Source organism: Leyella stercorea (assembly GCF_019052365.1).
Classification (GTDB): domain Bacteria; phylum Bacteroidota; class Bacteroidia; order Bacteroidales; family Bacteroidaceae; genus Prevotella.
On record NZ_JAHQUY010000004.1, the window covers coordinates 59,195 to 74,261 of the forward strand.

The window sequence follows — 15,067 nt, forward strand, 5'->3', positions numbered from 1 at the left end:
TTGTTAGGTTGTAGTAGTTTCTATTATAAAGCTTTTGTAGAAGCCTTCTATTTCTTCTTTTCTTTAGCCTTCTTGCTGCGCTTCCAGAAGAACAGGTCCGACATACGTGTGAAGTCGGTCTTCATGATGAGGCCCAATCCCTGCGTGTTGAGGCTGTTGCGAGTGAAGTATCGGTCGTTTGTCTTGTTGTAGACATTGATGGCGAGGCTGCCGTTCGGGAACAACAGATACTTCATGTCGAAGTCGCCGATGAAGTTGTTGGTTGTGTTCGGGTTGTCGCGATAGCCGAACTGTCCGTTCAGGAGCAGGCGGTTGTTGAGCAGTTTTCCCGAGAGTATGCCTTCGTACTCGGCGTTGTAGAAGCCCTCGTTGCCCGTAGATATGTTCGCACCGAAGTTCCAGTTGCTGTTGTTTATGACGCTGCTCAGCAGACTGTTTATCTGCTGGCTGATGGTTCCGCTGAGGAAGCTCTGCATGGCGAGTGATGTCTGGCTGAACTGCTGCGTAGAAGCTCCGTTGTTATTGTCGTTCTGTGCGTAGAAACGTCCCACGGCGAGCAGGTAGAGCACCTGCTGGTTGGTTTCCTCCTCGGCGTTGAGCAGACTGTATACCATCTGCTTCGCGTCGTTAGACAGCGTAGGCATGTCGAGACTGAACGAAACCTTCGGACTCTCTGGCGTGCCTGTTATGTTCATAAGACAGTTGACGCGTACGTTGTTGTTAGAGAACGAGTTGCCGATGTTAAGGTCGGCAAGGCTCACGCTGTTCAGCACATAAAGCGCGCTCAGGTCGAGCGTAGCGTTGTACGGGTCGCCTCCGAATGCAATCGAACCGCCGCTTAGGAACTCAAAGTCCTTCTTTATGATGTTCTGGATAGTGAGCTTGTACATGCCATGGTCTACATAGTAGTTGCCATAGAGGTCGAAGGTGCCCTTGTTGAAGTACGTAGCGCGCAGCACGCCCTCGCCGTTGAGCTGTATGTAGTCGCCCGTTTTCTCGTCCATGAGAATCTTCAGCGTAGCGTTCGGCGTGCAGTTGATGAGGAGGTTGAGCTTTATGTTTGTGCCGATATCAACAAGATTGTTCTTGTTCTCGTCATCGTCCACATCCACAGAGTCTTTCACCTCGTTAGTGCGCCATTGTATGTAGTCCTGCGACGACAGCGCTCCGTTGTCTGCGGCGTTGTACACCAGGATGCTGTTGCGTTCGGGCGTAGCGTTGACGTCGATGGTCACCTCGCCGCTTCCTCCGCGTATCTTGCATGTGCCGGTGGTGTAGGCTGTGCCGTAGAAGCTCTCGCCGTCGAACGAGTGCGTGTCGTACGAGAGCAGATTTTGCGCCTCGACGTTGATGTCGTACGTCCAGTTGGAGAAGTTGTGGTGATGCAGTCCGCCAGTCATGATACCGATATTGTTGTGTCGGTCGTAGATTGTGTCGTTGCAGAAGCGTATCTCGTCGGGCAGGAAGTACACCGAGTCGCCACGCAGGGCATACGTGGTGTTGAGCGCTGTGAGGCGCACGCTGCCGTCCACCTTTGCCTTTCCGATGAGGTTTATGTTCTTGAACGCACCCACCACGTTCAGCTTTCCGTTGATGTTTGCGTTGATATTGTCCATGAAGCTGTCGCAGAATCCGCTCAGGAACTCTGCTCTTGTGCCCTCAGCCTTGATGCCGAGGTCGATATAGCTGTTGCGTGGCGACACATAGCCGTCGATTATGGTGCGTCGGTCGCCCTCGTCCTTAGCTACGGCGTCGAACTCTATGCGTCCTTCCTCCGAGTTGTATCCGATGTTGGCGAAGAGTGTGCCCATGCGTCCGCCCTCAAACTTGAAGTGGTCTATCTGCAGGTCGGAGTTGATGAGCGGCGCCTTGCCGAACACGCCCGCCAGATAAGCCTTGCCCGACGCCATGCCGTAGAACTCTACGGAGTGGAAGTTGATGAGGTCGAGCACGTAGTTCACATCCACGTTCTTCAGCTTCACGGTCAGCGAGTCGTCCACGCTGTTGGTTGCCGTGCCGTCGACGCCGATAGCCTGGTTGCCGTGACTCACCTTGAATCCGTCTATATTAAGATGGTTCTTGTAGTAGGTGACGCGTGCCGGATGGATGTGCCACGTAGTGTCGCCGACTGTAGTGCGCGACTCAAGAATGTCTACGTACGCTGTCGATTCGCCCTTCTCATTCTTGGCGAAGACGGTGCTGGCGTTGAGCACGCCACGCATAGAGCGGCGGGCGTCGTTCTTGAACTCCATCGTGGTGTTCAGATGGTTGTCGAACGCTCCGGCACGCAGTTTCAGCGCAAGCGCCTTGCCCTTTTGCGATATTTTCTTTATGCGTATGTCTGCCTTCAGCGTGTCGCCCGGCGACTCGACGTTGACGTATGCGTCGCGATAGTTGGTGCCGTTGTACGTGAACGAAGGCACGTCACACCACAGGTCGATGCTGTTCTGCTTGTCGTCGAGCTCGCCGCTCAAGCTGAGCGGGCGGTGTATCTCAAGAGGCACGCCGAGCAGCTTCTGCAGCCATTCGGTGTTGTGTATGTAAGCGTTGACGGTGAAGTCGTTGTGCTCTGTCTGCGGCTTCTTTTCGAGTCCGGGGATGGTAGGCAGCTTGTCGGCAATGAGGTTGAGCACGCTTCTTGCGATAGAGTTGTAGCTGAAGTGTCCGTTCAGGTCTATGGTGCCGAAGTCGCTCTTGAGGTTGAGGAAGTGGTTGCCGTCGTCGAATCCTGTCACGACATTGATGTTGCGGATAGAGTAGCAGGAGTCGGCGTTCTGCATCGTGAAGTTCGAGATGTCCACCTGTCCCTCTGCGTTGTTGAGGTTGCTGCCCTTGATGTCGCACACCGTAGAAACCGAGAACTGTGCGTTGTTCCACTTGTTGGTGAGCTTCAGCGCAGCCGGCACGAATGTCTGCACATCGGCGTTCACGCGCAGATGTGGCGCACGTTGGTTGGGCTCGAACAGACCTTCGACGGTGGCGCGCACGTTAGGGTCGTCGATAGCCATGCTTCCGCTGAGCACCTTATTAATATAGTCGGCCTTAAGGTCGATGTTGCGGTAGGTGTATCCGTTGTAGCAGATGTCGTAGATGCTGCCGCTTGCGCTGACGTTGTCCTTCGAACTGCCCTTAGCGTCTACAGAGAGCGACACGACACCGGTCTTGTCGGTGCCGAGCAGCTTGTCGAGCGCAAAGTTGCGTGTCTCTACGTGGGCATGCAGCGCTTTCTGCTGCTTTGAAGCCGACAGCTTCACGCTGCCCGGAGCACAACCCACCACGGCGTTCAGCGACAGGTCAGCGTCGGTGCCGTCGGCTTTGGCGGTGAGCGAGACGTCGCCGAGATTGTGCACGATGGCAGGCAACTCGTTGTTGGTAGCCAACTTGTATACTTTGCTGATGGCGTCGCCCGAAGCGAACAGCTTGCTCACCTCAGCTCGCCAGGTGGTGTGGCGGTTGTGTAGAACATGAGCGTTGGCTTTGAGCACGAAGCCGCGGTCGGCGGTAGAGATGCTCAAGTCGTTCACGTTCAGGCGGCTGCCCGTGCCGTTGAAGTCGATGCTGAGTGCAAGAGGCATGTCGAGATTGCGCAGTTTTGGCACGAAACAGGCTACGTCGCTCGGCGTTATGCGCGGCGCGTTCAGACTGCCTTCGAAGCGCAGCGACTGCATGTCGGGCTTGTCGCCATTCATGCTGTACGTAGCCACGATGCGCTTGCTCTCCACCACCGACTCCGGCAGCTCCAGACGAAACTTCTCTATCTTCGCCCCGCTGCGGCTTACCACGGCGTTGAGCGCAAGACGGCGCAGCGCGAAACCACAGCGCTCGTTCAGCGAGAGGCGTTTCACCTTCACGTTAAGCGAGTCGTTTGTGATGCGGTTCACTATGAAATGGGCGCTGATGTTGCGTGCCTCGATGTCGTCGGGCGAGAAGCGCTGCGGTTCGGAAGCACGCGAAAGCACACGGTAGCGCACCGAACTGTTGCGGATAATGAGCGAGTTGATTTGCAGGTTGATAGGCGTCTGCTGCTTCGTGGTGTCCTTAGAGGCGAGCGAGTCTATCACAAACTGGAAGTTGGGCTTCGCCTCGGGCGTAGCCTTGTAGAGATTGGCGTTGAGGCCGAAGAATTGTGCGGATGTAATCTCTATTTGTCCGTTGGCAAGTGCCAACAGGTTTATCTTCACCGAGATGCGCGACACGTTGAGCATCTGCTTCTTCTGCTGGTCGAGCATCTGCGAGTCGTCGATGATGATGCGGTTGATGAAACCGAGGTCGACACGTCCGACGCTCACCTTCGTGCCCAACTTTTCAGACAATACGCCACTTACACACTCCCCGATAGCGTTCTGTATGAAGGGAATGTGCAAAAGGGTTACAATTGCGAGATACAGGCCGGCGATGGCCCATACTATTATCTTGATAGTGCGTTTGAACACGTGCGGAATCTATAGTTTGTCGTTGTTGAATAGGTTACAAAATTACGTAAAATCATTGACAATGGCAAATAAAAGCGCTGAAAAACCCTATTACGTCTCTATTTTATATCATCGTGCTCCGAACGGAATCCGATCGGACGGCGAACGGAATCTGATCGGACGGCGAACGGAATCCGATCGGGCGGCGTACGGAATCTGATCGGACGGCGAACGGAATCCGATCGGGCGGCGTACGGAGAACGATGACTTAAGCTTAGAGGTTATACGCTTTGTAGTCAAGCGGCGTATGGTCTGTCACAGGCTTCACCTCGCAAATCGCTGTATTTGCAAACTCTATATAGCATATTTGTGACTTTTAAAGCCTTGCCGTTCAAAAACTAATTGCGAGTGAAAATAAAAGAGTACATTTGTTTTCTGAATCCGCTTATTTTTGTTAATTTTGTAGGAAAATTCCGTGCGTCGTCGAATCTGACCTATCGGCGGCGTTAAACAACGTGGAATATTCTTATAATCTATAAATATTTTATGGCAAATGTAATTAAGTTACGCAAGGGCTTGAACATTAACCTCAAGGGAAAGGCTGCACGGCAGAAGTTCTCTTCGGGCAAGTGTGCTCAGTACGCTCTTGTACCTGACGACTTTGTAGGCATGACTCCTAAGGTTGTCGTTCGCGAGGGCGACAAGGTGAAAGTCGGCGACGCGCTGTTTGTCAACAAGAAGCAGACAGACGTGAAGTTCGCCTCACCAGTGAGCGGAGTAGTGTCGGCAGTAGTCAGAGGCGACCGCCGCAAGGTATTGCGCGTGGTTGTAGACGCTGACAAAGAGCAGCAGTATGTAGACTTCGGTCAGAAACAAGTGGCTTCGCTCGACGGCGACGCCGTAGTGAAGGCTCTGCTTGAGGCCGGCTTGTTCGGCTACATCAACCAGCTTCCCTACGCTGTGTCGACCACTCCCGACCAGAAGCCGCGCGCCATCTTCGTGAGCGCATTGCGCGACATGCCGCTTGCCGGCGACTTCGAGTACGAACTCGAGGGCAACGAGCGCGATTTCCAGACCGGTCTGTCGGCTCTCGCAAAGGTGGCCAAGACCTATCTCGGCATCGGCGCACAGCAGACAAGCGCTGCTCTCACAGGGGCTAAGGACGTAGAGGTGACAGTGTTCGACGGTGCTTGCCCGGCAGGCAACGTAGGCGTGCAGGTGAACAACATCGCTCCCGTGAACAAGGGCGAGGTGGTTTGGACTGTAGACCCCACAGCCGTTATCTTCTTCGGTCGTCTGTTCAACACCGGTAAGGTAGACCTGCGCCGCCTCGTGGCAGTAGCAGGCAGCGAGATCACAGCTCCGGCTTACACCGAAGCACTCGTTGGTCAGCCTATCTCTACGCTCGTTGAGGGCAAGCTCGCAAAGACCGAGCATGTACGCCTCATCAACGGCAACCCGCTCACCGGACGCAAGTGCACAGCAGCCGACTTCGTAGGCGGACACACATCAGAGATTACAGCCATCCCCGAGGGCGACGACGTAGACGAGATGTTGGGCTGGATTCTTCCGCGCACCAACGACTTCTCTGTCAATCGCAGCTACTTCTCTTGGCTCTTCGGCAAGAAGAAGGAGTACAACCTCGACGCACGCGTCAAGGGTGGCGAGCGCCACATGATTATGAGCGGCGAGTACGACAAGGTGCTCCCGATGGACATCTACGGCGAATACCTCATCAAGGCTATCATCGCAGGCGACATCGACCGCATGGAGCAGCTCGGCATCTACGAGGTGGCACCGGAGGACTTCGCCCTCGCCGAATTTGTTGACTCTTCGAAGCTCGAACTGCAGCACATCGTGCGCCAGGGTCTCGACATGCTTCGCAAGGAGAACGCATAAGTTTAATTTAATTACAAAGAGAAAAGTATGAATTTTCTGAGAAAATATCTTAATAACGTCAAGCCGAACTTCGAGCCCGAAGGAAAGCTCCATGCTTTCCGCAGCTTGTTCGACGGCTTCGAGACTTTCCTGTTTGTACCCAACCAGACATCGAAGACCGGCGTAAACATCCACGACGCCATCGACTCGAAGCGTATCATGAGCTTCGTTGTCATCGCGTTGCTCCCGGCTCTGCTGTTCGGTATGTACAATGTAGGATTCCAGAACTATAAGGCAGCAGGCGCTCTCGCCGACGCTTCCTTCTTCTCAATGTTCCTCTACGGAGCATTGCAGGTGCTCCCGAAAATCATCGTCAGCTACGTTGTGGGCCTCGGCATCGAGTTCGCATGGGCACAGTGGAAAGGCGAGGAGATTCAGGAGGGCTTCCTCGTGTCGGGCATCATCATTCCGCTCATCATCCCCGTTGGCTGTCCGCTCTGGGCGCTCGCCATCGCAGTGGCTTTCGCCGTTGTAATCGGTAAGGAGATCTTCGGCGGAACAGGTATGAACATCTTCAACGTAGCGCTCATCACACGCGCGTTCCTCTTCTTCTCTTATCCTACGAAGATGTCGGGCGACGCTGTTTGGGTGGCTAACGACACAATCTTCGGCTTGGGCAACACACTGCCCGACACCTTCACCTGCGCAACTCCGCTCGGCGAGATAGCACAGGGCGTGGCTTCAAACGCAAGCCTCGCAGACATGGTGTTCGGCTTCATCCCCGGCTCAATCGGTGAAACAAGCGTCATCGCCATCTCTATCGGCGCCGTAATCCTGCTCTGGACCGGCATCGCTTCTTGGCGTACAATGCTCAGCGTGTTCGTAGGCGGTGCTGCCACAGCATACATCTTCGAGGCTCTCGGCATGACTCCTATCGCTTGGTACGAGCACATCGTGCTCGGCGGCTTCTGCTTCGGTGCAGTCTTCATGGCTACCGACCCCGTTACATCGGCTCGCACACAGTGCGGACAGTACTGGTACGGCGCTATCATCGGCATCGTTGCCGTTATCGTACGCGTAATGAACCCGGGTTACCCAGAAGGCATGATGCTCGCCATCCTCTTCATGAATATGTTCGCTCCGCTCATCGACTACTGTGTAGTGCAGAAGAACATCTCTAAGCGAATGAAACGTTTAACCAACAAATAACACACTCGGAATATGGAAGAAACAAAGAAGAAAGGATTCAACACCAGTTCGAATTCTTATACAATATTATATTCTGTAGTTATCGTCGTTATCGTGGCATTCTTGCTGGCGTTCGTGTCTTCATCGCTCAAGCCGCAGCAGGACGAGAACGTGGCTCTCGACAAGAAGAAGCAGATTCTCGCTGCGCTCAACATCCGCGACATCGACGGTGCTGAAGCCACCAATATATATAATAAGGTGGTGACAGCCGACAAGATTATCGACCGCAACGGCGAGGAAGTGGAGAAGGGCGAGCAGGGCGGCACAAAGGCTGGCTTCCTCTGCAACAGCGCTTCTATGAAGGAAGGCAAGCTCGCGCTCTACGTATGCAACGTAGAAGGTGAGACAAAGTATGTCATCCCGGTTTACGGTATGGGTCTTTGGGGCGGCATCAACGGCTACATCGCGCTCAACGCCGACAAGCAGACAGTCTACGGCGCCTACTTCAACCACGAAGGCGAGACAGCAGGTCTTGGCGCAGAAATCAAGGACTCGCGCGCTTGGCAGAACCAGTTCAAGGGCAAGCACGTCTTCGCTGAAGGCAAGGACGGCGTGGCTCTCTCTGTAGTGAAGAAGAACGAGGTGACAGACCCGTCTACACAGTGCGACGCCGTAACCGGCGCTACACTCACATGTAACGGCGTGAGCGACATGCTCAAGAACTGCCTCGGCGAGTACACAAAATTCTTAACATCTAAATAAGGAGGAGAAATAAGATTATGAGTTTGTTTTCAAAAGAGAATAAGGCAGCTTTCACCAATCCTCTGAACCTCGACAACCCTATCCTCGTTCAGGTGCTCGGCATCTGCTCGGCGCTCGCTGTTACATCGCAGCTCAAGCCGGCTATCGTGATGGGTCTTGCCGTAACGGTGATTACAGCCTTCGCAAACGTGATTATCTCAATCATCCGCAACACAATCCCTAACCGCATCCGTATCATCGTGCAGTTGGTAGTGGTTGCAGCTCTTGTTACCATCGTAAGCCAGGTGCTGAAGGCTTTCGTCTACGACGTGAGCGTAGAGCTCTCGGTATACGTAGGTCTTATCATCACCAACTGTATCCTCATGGGTCGTCTTGAGGCGTTCGCTATGCAGAACAAGCCTTGGCCGTCGTTCCTCGACGGTGTGGGCAACGGTCTGGGCTATGCCTACATCCTCGTTGTAGTAGGCGGTCTGCGCGAACTTCTCGGTCGTGGCACGCTCCTCGGCTTCCAGATTATCCCGCAGTGCGTTTACGACGCAGGCTACATCAACAACGGTATGATGACAATGCCGGCAATGGCGCTCATCCTGCTCGGTTGCGTGATATGGGTTCACAGAGCTTATTTTTACAAGGAAAATAATTAAACAATGGAACATTTAATAAGTCTTTTCTTCCGGTCCATCTTCGTGGACAACATGATATTCGCCTTCTTCCTCGGCATGTGCTCGTTCCTTGCCGTGTCGAAGAACGTGAAGACATCATTGGGACTGGGTCTTGCCGTTACGTTCGTGTTGCTCGTTACCGTGCCTGTCGACTATCTGTTGCAGACAAAGGTGCTCGGCCCGGACTGCTTGGTTGAGGGTGTAGACCTTTCCTACTTGAGTTTCATCCTCTTCATCGCTGTCATCGCAGGTATCGTGCAGCTGGTGGAGATGATTGTCGAGAGATACTCGCCGTCGCTCTACGCAGCTCTGGGTATCTTCCTTCCGCTTATCGCCGTTAACTGCGCCATCATGGGTGCTTCGCTCTTCATGCAGCAGCGCATCAACCTCGACCCGTCTAACACACAGTACATCGGCAACGTAGTCGACGCTGTTGTTTACGCTTTGGGTAGCGGTATCGGTTGGACACTCGCCATCGTTTCAATGGGTGCTATCCGCGAGAAGCTCCAGTACAGCGACGTGCCAAAGCCTCTGCAGGGCCTCGGCATCACGTTCATCACTGTAGGCCTCATGGCTATGGCTATGATGTGCTTCTCTGGTCTTAAAATATAATAAGGAGGACTCAACACTATGAATACATCATTTATATTTGCAAGTATCGGAGTGTTCCTTATCGTGATACTCCTCTTGGTTGTCATCCTTCTCGTGGCTAAGAAGTTCCTCAGCCCGAGCGGCAATGTCAACATCGAAATCAACGGCGACAAGACCATCAACGTGCCGCAGGGCTCTTCGTTGATGACTACGCTCAACGAGAACGGCATCTTCCTGCCTTCTGCATGCGGCGGTAAGGCAAGCTGCGGACAGTGTAAGGTGCAGGTGCTTGAGGGTGGCGGCGAGATTCTCGACTCGGAGAAGCCCCACTTCACACGCAAGCAGATAAAGGACAACTGGCGTCTGGGATGCCAGTGCAAGGTGAAGTCGGACATGAAGATCAAGGTGCCCGATTCGGTTATGGGTGTTAAGGAATGGGAGTGCGAGGTTATCTCGAACAAGAACGTTTCTTCATTCATCAAGGAGTTCAAGGTGGCTCTGCCTCCGGGCGAACACATGGACTTCGTTCCTGGTTCTTACGCACAGATCAAGATTCCGGCATACGACTGCATCGACTACGACAAGGACTTCGACAAGGATCTTATCGGCAAGGAGTATATCGGCGCATGGGAGAAGTTCAACATCTTCTCGCTCAAGGCTCACAACCCGGAGCCTACAGTGCGTGCTTACTCAATGGCAAACTATCCGGACGAGGGCGACATCATCACGCTTACCGTGCGTATCGCCACAACTCCGTTCCTGCCACGTCCGCAGGTGGGCTTCCAGAACGTACCGACCGGTATCGCTTCGTCGTACATCTTCTCACTGAAGCCGGGCGACAAGGTGATGATGTCAGGTCCTTACGGCGACTTCCACCCGAACTTTACTTCAGGCAAGGAGATGATCTGGATTGGTGGTGGTGCAGGTATGGCTCCGCTGCGCGCTCAGATTATGCACATGACAAAGACGCTGCACACTACCGACCGCGAGCTCCACTTCTTCTACGGCGCACGCGCTCTCGGCGAGGCGTTCTTCCTTGAGGACTTCTGGGAGTTGGAGAAGGAGTTCCCGAATTTCCACTTCCACCTCTCGCTCGACCGCAAGGACCCCGTTGCAGATGCTCAGGGCGTGAAGTACTACGAGGGCTTCGCTGTAAACTGCATCCGCGACACCTACTTGAAGGATCACGAGGCACCGGAGGATTGCGAGTACTACCTCTGCGGACCTCCAATGCTCATCAAGACCGTTACCGACTACCTCGACTCGCTCGGCGTAGACCCGGAGAGCATCATGTACGACAACTTCGGATAATCAATCCTTATGTTTATACTTACAAAAAAGCCGCTGACAACAGTCAGCGGCTTTTTCAGTTTCTGATGTATATGATGACTGATAAAATCATTGTTAGCGAAAAATATCTACCATATCTGTCAGCATCGCCGCAATCCTCAGATTATGAGCACGATAAAGGCTGGCAGATGATCCGCAGAACGAGAACTCTACCAGCCTTATCTGTCATCCCTAACTATACGTCTACCAGTAGCGGAGGTCTCTGGCCTCCGCAGCAGTGTGCAGTGGGGAAGTGGCTTTGGCTTAAATTTTACCGGACAGCAATCATTGAGAATACTTAGTATTTGTTTCCTTTCGTCCTGTTGCAATCACGGCAAAGCATTTGGCAGTTGTCTGCAATGGTTGTTCCACCTTTGCTCCACGGCTTAATGTGGTCGGCTTCCATTTCTTCGAGTTCGAAGTGTTTGTGGCAATAAGGGCAAATGCCTTTTTGACGTTCGTATGCCTCACGCTTTTGTTTTTTGTCGAATGTGCGGAAGGAGAGGTCGCGCAAGTCTTTGCTTAACACATAGCGGTAGATGCCCGATTTCTTCATTATCTCGTCATCTTCCATTGGTTGGCTAATTTTTTCTCAAGGGCATTAGGGTTGAACTCCTTGCTACCGAAACTGTCGAACATCTCGCCCCAATCCAATTCTTTCATCTCCTTGCGATACTTGGTGAAGGTATTTTTAATCCATGTGATAATCTGCGAATAGTAAGCAAAAAGTTTATCGGCGTTATGGTCTTTTCTGATGCAATGCTATGTATTTGTCTATCGGGTTTGCGCCATTTATTCCAAATCGGTCATTAGGATTTCTCTGTGTCGTACGGCAAAGAGAAATCCTAATGACCGATTTGGGTTTATTTTTGCAACACTAAGATGAGTGAATTCTTCGACATTGCAAAATCCTGGGCAACTTTTTGTTGCTCAGGTACTTAAAAAGTTTGTTTTATAATAGTGTTGCGGAATTAAGGGTTTAAACATCCATTCCAATAATGTTGAAAATCTTTATTTATGCCCTATTCTGTAAACCTTTTTCATGTGTGCGTCAATAAATCCGCATGAGGCAACAAGCGGCAAAACCTTTGCTTCGTCATCTGCTGTGAGGTGTCCGACACGCTCGGCTTTCACCGCCACACTCTTTCTTGCTTTCATCGGGAAAAGCTGCGCACAATCCAAACGGCTGTCTTTCTTCAATACACCTTTGTAGTCGGCGGCTTTCAAAATGTACTGAAAGCGTTGCATAGCCGGAACGTTCTTGTAAAAATCCAAATCCGAATTTATCAGGCAAAGCCCTATGGCATCGCCCTTTGAGTTCTTGCCGACTATAACAAAAAACTTCAACCTGTCATCGTAGCCCTTGTTGAGTACCAAACCGTCGTTTCTATCCATGTCCTGATAAACAATATCGCCCACGTTGAGGTCAGTGCCCGACTTTATGCGCCTGTCTTCCTGCATCTCGGCTTTGAGTGCCGCCAATGCCCCTTTAGCATCGTCAATCAACATGCCATTGACTCCTTGATAATCTGCACCTTGCGAATGTGGTTTACCATTGCGTCCGACGCACCGCCTGCACGTGCAATGTCAATGAGTGTAAGCACGTCTTTCTGTGGATCGTCTTTCATTCGCTCGCACACTGCATTGTAGGCATCATCGTGCGACAACTCCGAAAGCCGCTTTGAGTCAACACCACCGTATTGGGCTATCGTCTTGTCCAGTTCCTCTTTTTCCATATCGGCTATATAATCCATGTCCGGTGTCGCCGTGGCATAAACCCTTTGGTTTTCGTCCACGCGAATAGAAGATGTAAAACCTTTGAGGTCTGCCGACTCGTCGCCGTTCTCTACCATCTTCACCACCTTGTAAGTGAGCGATGGAACGGGACCTAACTGACGTGCCTTAAACGTGTCCTCGGCAATGGTCAAACCATAGGTAGCCAAATACTCACGTTGCGCAAAATACATGATTTTGAACAGCTTGATATAATCCACACCGTCCTTGAAGTGCTGCAATATATACAGTACAACTGCTGCTATCTTGTTTATCTGCTCTGGTGATTTCATTTCGTTATAACGTATTGTTCCGCTGCAAAGATACTGCTTTTCGTACAAAAACACATAATTAGTTACTTACTTATATGGTATTTTAACACAAAGTGTCGTGGATGTAACTACTCAGCGAATATGTATTGCTAAAGCAGCGTGTGATTTTTTCCTCAAATCCGCAACTAAGCCCTTCGTCGTCCTACTTGCGTGTACACGTTCTCTCATTACTGAATTATCAGATAAATTGAGGCTGAAGCACCCACTTCTGCCTACAATATCCCCTTACCACACAATGCGACTTGAGACAATACGCAGTATCATACCCATAAGTTGTAGGCGTTATCCAAAAATGCCATTGATTTCCTCTGTCTTCCAGCCTCTGAGAGCAAAGATGTCATTGTAGAGCGAACTGCAGCGGTTTGCGCGGATATGGAAGGATTTGCAGTGTTCCTCTACTTCTTCTACGATTTCCTCGGAACATGATCCACAATCAGCTCTGAAACGATTGATAGTGATCCCGTTCTGTTCAAATCTCTCAAAGAATCTCTTCAACGTGTCCTTCTGATGGAAACGAACATTTGTGTTGCCATCGCTATTCTCTATGCCAACAATCAAGTTGCCAATAACCGCCACGCCAGGGCGATAACCAAGGAACTTCTTGTATGTAGGCTTTGCATCATACTCCTCAGTCTCTATGAATTGATGGTCGAAATCAACATCATACATCTCCCCCTCTTTCAGTTGGCCATATGCAAACATACAATTGAGCAGTAAAGTATTGAGAGTGTCAGCCGTATTGAAATCGTAGTTCTTACCCATATCTGATGTGTATGAAATGTTTTCTTGCGTCAGCTCTTTTATCGCTCTGAGGATATTGTCATTGCTACAAGTGCGAAGTGTCGGATGAAGCGAGAGATGGTTCATAAAATGAGTAGTGATATCCTCAATACATGAGCCACCACATAAGTAGATACTCATGAGAGAACGGATGATTTCGCTTTACCGATAATCGAACAATCCTTCCAGAATCGCTGTAAGCTGCACGGTATGAGCACAATAAAGGCTGACAGATAATCTGCAGGACGCAATATCTACCCCAATTCGGGATAAAATAGCGATTAGTTGCATGTGAAGACAGATACACGAGTTCTCTTCTCATGCCATCAGACATGAGCTATATATAAAGAATCGAAAGAGATTATTTTGTCCTTAGAACAATGTAAGTTGCTTCGTGTCTTCGATGCAGTATCCTTGCAATGCCTTTGGCTTGTTATCAAAGAAACAATATGCTCCCAAGGCAGAAATAAGGTTCATAATAAAGTTGCTTACAGATCTGTGACGCGAGTGTACAATCTGTGCCGTATTCTTCAGCATGTCGTTAATGGTTTCGATAATGTATCTCTTGCGTAGCATCATTCTGTCATAGAACGGCATCAGCTTGTTTTTCATGTTTACGCGCAACCCTGTCACCAGCTGTATTCCATCCTCAAAGAGGAAGTCAAACAGCTTCTGTGAAATATAGCCTTTGTCAGCAAACAGCTTGCCATACAAACGTTTAGCAAGGACCTTGAACACATTCGGGTCCTTGTCGCTGACATTTGCACCAGTAAGTACAAACGCTATTATCTCGCCTCTGTCATTGCACGCAAGGTGGAGCTTAAAGCCATGACACCAACCCATAGTTCCTTTTCCGTCAGTGGCAATTCCCTTGAATACCTTATTGGCATATCTTCTGAGATTATGGCATACGGGTATCATCGTGGAATCAACGAATGTTATGCCAGTACATCTTCCGAAAGCCCCTAGATTAAGGAAGAACATGAGCTGGAAGAACACGCGGCTTTCCAACTCCACAAAGCGGTTGTACGACACAGCTTTCGGGAAATAAGACTTCATCGTACCCTTAATAAAGAACAGGTAGTAGTGCTTGAAATTGCGGAATGTACCGAAATGGAAATACAACAGAATCGTCATGATTTCACTGTCGGACAACGATGCTGCACGCCGTCTACGCTTCACTCCGCTATTGTCTTCCAGCAAATTTCCTGCATTTTCAGCATCAAAATGTTTGCAAAACTCGTCTATAATACAAAATAATTCTGTAACTTTGTAATCGGTAGTCATATTAAATATGTTTGTAAATGTTTGATTTTCACCTATAAAGGTACAAAATATTTATGAGACTACCAACTTTTTT

Annotated in this window: 11 protein-coding genes and 2 pseudogenes; 6 read left to right on the forward strand and 7 right to left on the reverse strand. The window is 50.8% G+C overall.

Annotation, left to right across the window (positions count from 1 at the left end):
* Positions 1–47: 47 nt before the first annotated feature.
* Positions 48–4,433, reverse strand: a complete 4,386-nt coding sequence (locus tag KTQ90_RS13930; RefSeq protein WP_217316959.1) for a translocation/assembly module TamB domain-containing protein — start codon at positions 4,431–4,433, stop codon at positions 48–50.
* Between the two features lie 525 nt (positions 4,434–4,958).
* On the opposite strand from KTQ90_RS13930, the gene KTQ90_RS01555 reads away from it, so the two are divergent.
* Genes KTQ90_RS01555 through nqrF form a run of 6 tightly spaced genes read left to right on the forward strand, consistent with a single transcriptional unit; the run spans position 4,959 to position 10,804 of the window.
* Positions 4,959–6,311, forward strand: coding sequence for a Na(+)-translocating NADH-quinone reductase subunit A (locus KTQ90_RS01555; protein WP_217316960.1), 1,353 nt, complete (start codon positions 4,959–4,961; stop codon positions 6,309–6,311).
* A 27-nt stretch (positions 6,312–6,338) separates the two neighbouring features.
* Positions 6,339–7,499 carry an NADH:ubiquinone reductase (Na(+)-transporting) subunit B gene (locus KTQ90_RS01560; RefSeq protein ID WP_217316961.1) on the forward strand — a complete coding sequence of 387 codons (1,161 nt, stop codon included), beginning with the start codon at positions 6,339–6,341 and terminating at the stop codon, positions 7,497–7,499.
* 12 nt (positions 7,500–7,511) lie between these two features.
* Positions 7,512–8,240, forward strand: coding sequence for an NADH:ubiquinone reductase (Na(+)-transporting) subunit C (gene nqrC, locus KTQ90_RS01565; RefSeq protein ID WP_217316962.1), 729 nt, complete (start codon positions 7,512–7,514; stop codon positions 8,238–8,240).
* A 17-nt stretch (positions 8,241–8,257) separates the two neighbouring features.
* Positions 8,258–8,884 carry an NADH:ubiquinone reductase (Na(+)-transporting) subunit D gene (locus KTQ90_RS01570; RefSeq protein ID WP_007899250.1) on the forward strand — a complete coding sequence of 209 codons (627 nt, stop codon included), beginning with the start codon at positions 8,258–8,260 and terminating at the stop codon, positions 8,882–8,884.
* 3 nt (positions 8,885–8,887) lie between these two features.
* Complete coding sequence (gene nqrE, locus KTQ90_RS01575) at positions 8,888–9,514, forward strand: NADH:ubiquinone reductase (Na(+)-transporting) subunit E (RefSeq protein ID WP_022158696.1); 627 nt, start codon at positions 8,888–8,890, stop codon at positions 9,512–9,514.
* Between the two features lie 18 nt (positions 9,515–9,532).
* On the forward strand, positions 9,533–10,804 hold the full coding sequence (gene nqrF / locus KTQ90_RS01580) for an NADH:ubiquinone reductase (Na(+)-transporting) subunit F (protein WP_022158697.1): 1,272 nt from the start codon (positions 9,533–9,535) through the stop codon (positions 10,802–10,804).
* Positions 10,805–11,120: 316 nt separating this feature from the next.
* On the opposite strand, the gene KTQ90_RS01585 is transcribed toward nqrF, so the two are convergent.
* The 6 genes and pseudogenes from KTQ90_RS01585 to KTQ90_RS01605 form a co-directional block, all read right to left on the reverse strand.
* On the reverse strand, positions 11,121–11,396 hold the full coding sequence (locus KTQ90_RS01585) for an HNH endonuclease (RefSeq protein ID WP_217316963.1): 276 nt from the start codon (positions 11,394–11,396) through the stop codon (positions 11,121–11,123).
* 437 nt (positions 11,397–11,833) lie between these two features.
* Positions 11,834–12,331 (reverse strand): hypothetical protein, encoded by a 498-nt coding sequence (locus tag KTQ90_RS01590; protein ID WP_217316964.1) that lies wholly within the window; start codon positions 12,329–12,331, stop codon positions 11,834–11,836.
* Positions 12,325–12,888: a Panacea domain-containing protein gene (locus tag KTQ90_RS01595; protein WP_217316965.1), complete on the reverse strand. Its 564-nt coding sequence runs from the start codon at positions 12,886–12,888 to the stop codon at positions 12,325–12,327. Before KTQ90_RS01595 ends, KTQ90_RS01590 begins: the two co-directional genes overlap by 7 nt.
* A gap of 111 nt (positions 12,889–12,999) precedes the next feature.
* Positions 13,000–13,197, reverse strand: a pseudogene (locus KTQ90_RS13645) (hypothetical protein).
* Positions 13,198–13,218: 21 nt separating this feature from the next.
* Positions 13,219–13,869, reverse strand: a pseudogene (locus KTQ90_RS01600) (transposase); the annotation flags it as partial.
* A gap of 210 nt (positions 13,870–14,079) precedes the next feature.
* Positions 14,080–14,994: an IS982 family transposase gene (locus tag KTQ90_RS01605; protein ID WP_151850363.1), complete on the reverse strand. Its 915-nt coding sequence runs from the start codon at positions 14,992–14,994 to the stop codon at positions 14,080–14,082.
* Between the last annotated feature and the right edge of the window lie 73 nt (positions 14,995–15,067).

Bases quoted from the DNA above. Each gene is read 5' to 3' on its own strand.
- KTQ90_RS01555 (WP_217316960.1), top strand. From the start codon at position 4,959: ATGGCAAATGTAATTAAGTTACGCAAGGGCTTGAACATTAACCTCAAG.
- KTQ90_RS01570 (WP_007899250.1), top strand. From the start codon at position 8,258: ATGAGTTTGTTTTCAAAAGAGAATAAGGCAGCTTTCACCAATCCTCTG.
- KTQ90_RS01560 (WP_217316961.1), top strand. From the start codon at position 6,339: ATGAATTTTCTGAGAAAATATCTTAATAACGTCAAGCCGAACTTCGAG.
- nqrC (WP_217316962.1), top strand. From the start codon at position 7,512: ATGGAAGAAACAAAGAAGAAAGGATTCAACACCAGTTCGAATTCTTAT.
- KTQ90_RS01595 (WP_217316965.1), bottom strand. From the start codon at position 12,888: ATGAAATCACCAGAGCAGATAAACAAGATAGCAGCAGTTGTACTGTAT.
- nqrF (WP_022158697.1), top strand. From the start codon at position 9,533: ATGAATACATCATTTATATTTGCAAGTATCGGAGTGTTCCTTATCGTG.
- KTQ90_RS01585 (WP_217316963.1), bottom strand. From the start codon at position 11,396: ATGGAAGATGACGAGATAATGAAGAAATCGGGCATCTACCGCTATGTG.
- KTQ90_RS01590 (WP_217316964.1), bottom strand. From the start codon at position 12,331: ATGTTGATTGACGATGCTAAAGGGGCATTGGCGGCACTCAAAGCCGAG.
- KTQ90_RS01605 (WP_151850363.1), bottom strand. From the start codon at position 14,994: ATGACTACCGATTACAAAGTTACAGAATTATTTTGTATTATAGACGAG.
- nqrE (WP_022158696.1), top strand. From the start codon at position 8,888: ATGGAACATTTAATAAGTCTTTTCTTCCGGTCCATCTTCGTGGACAAC.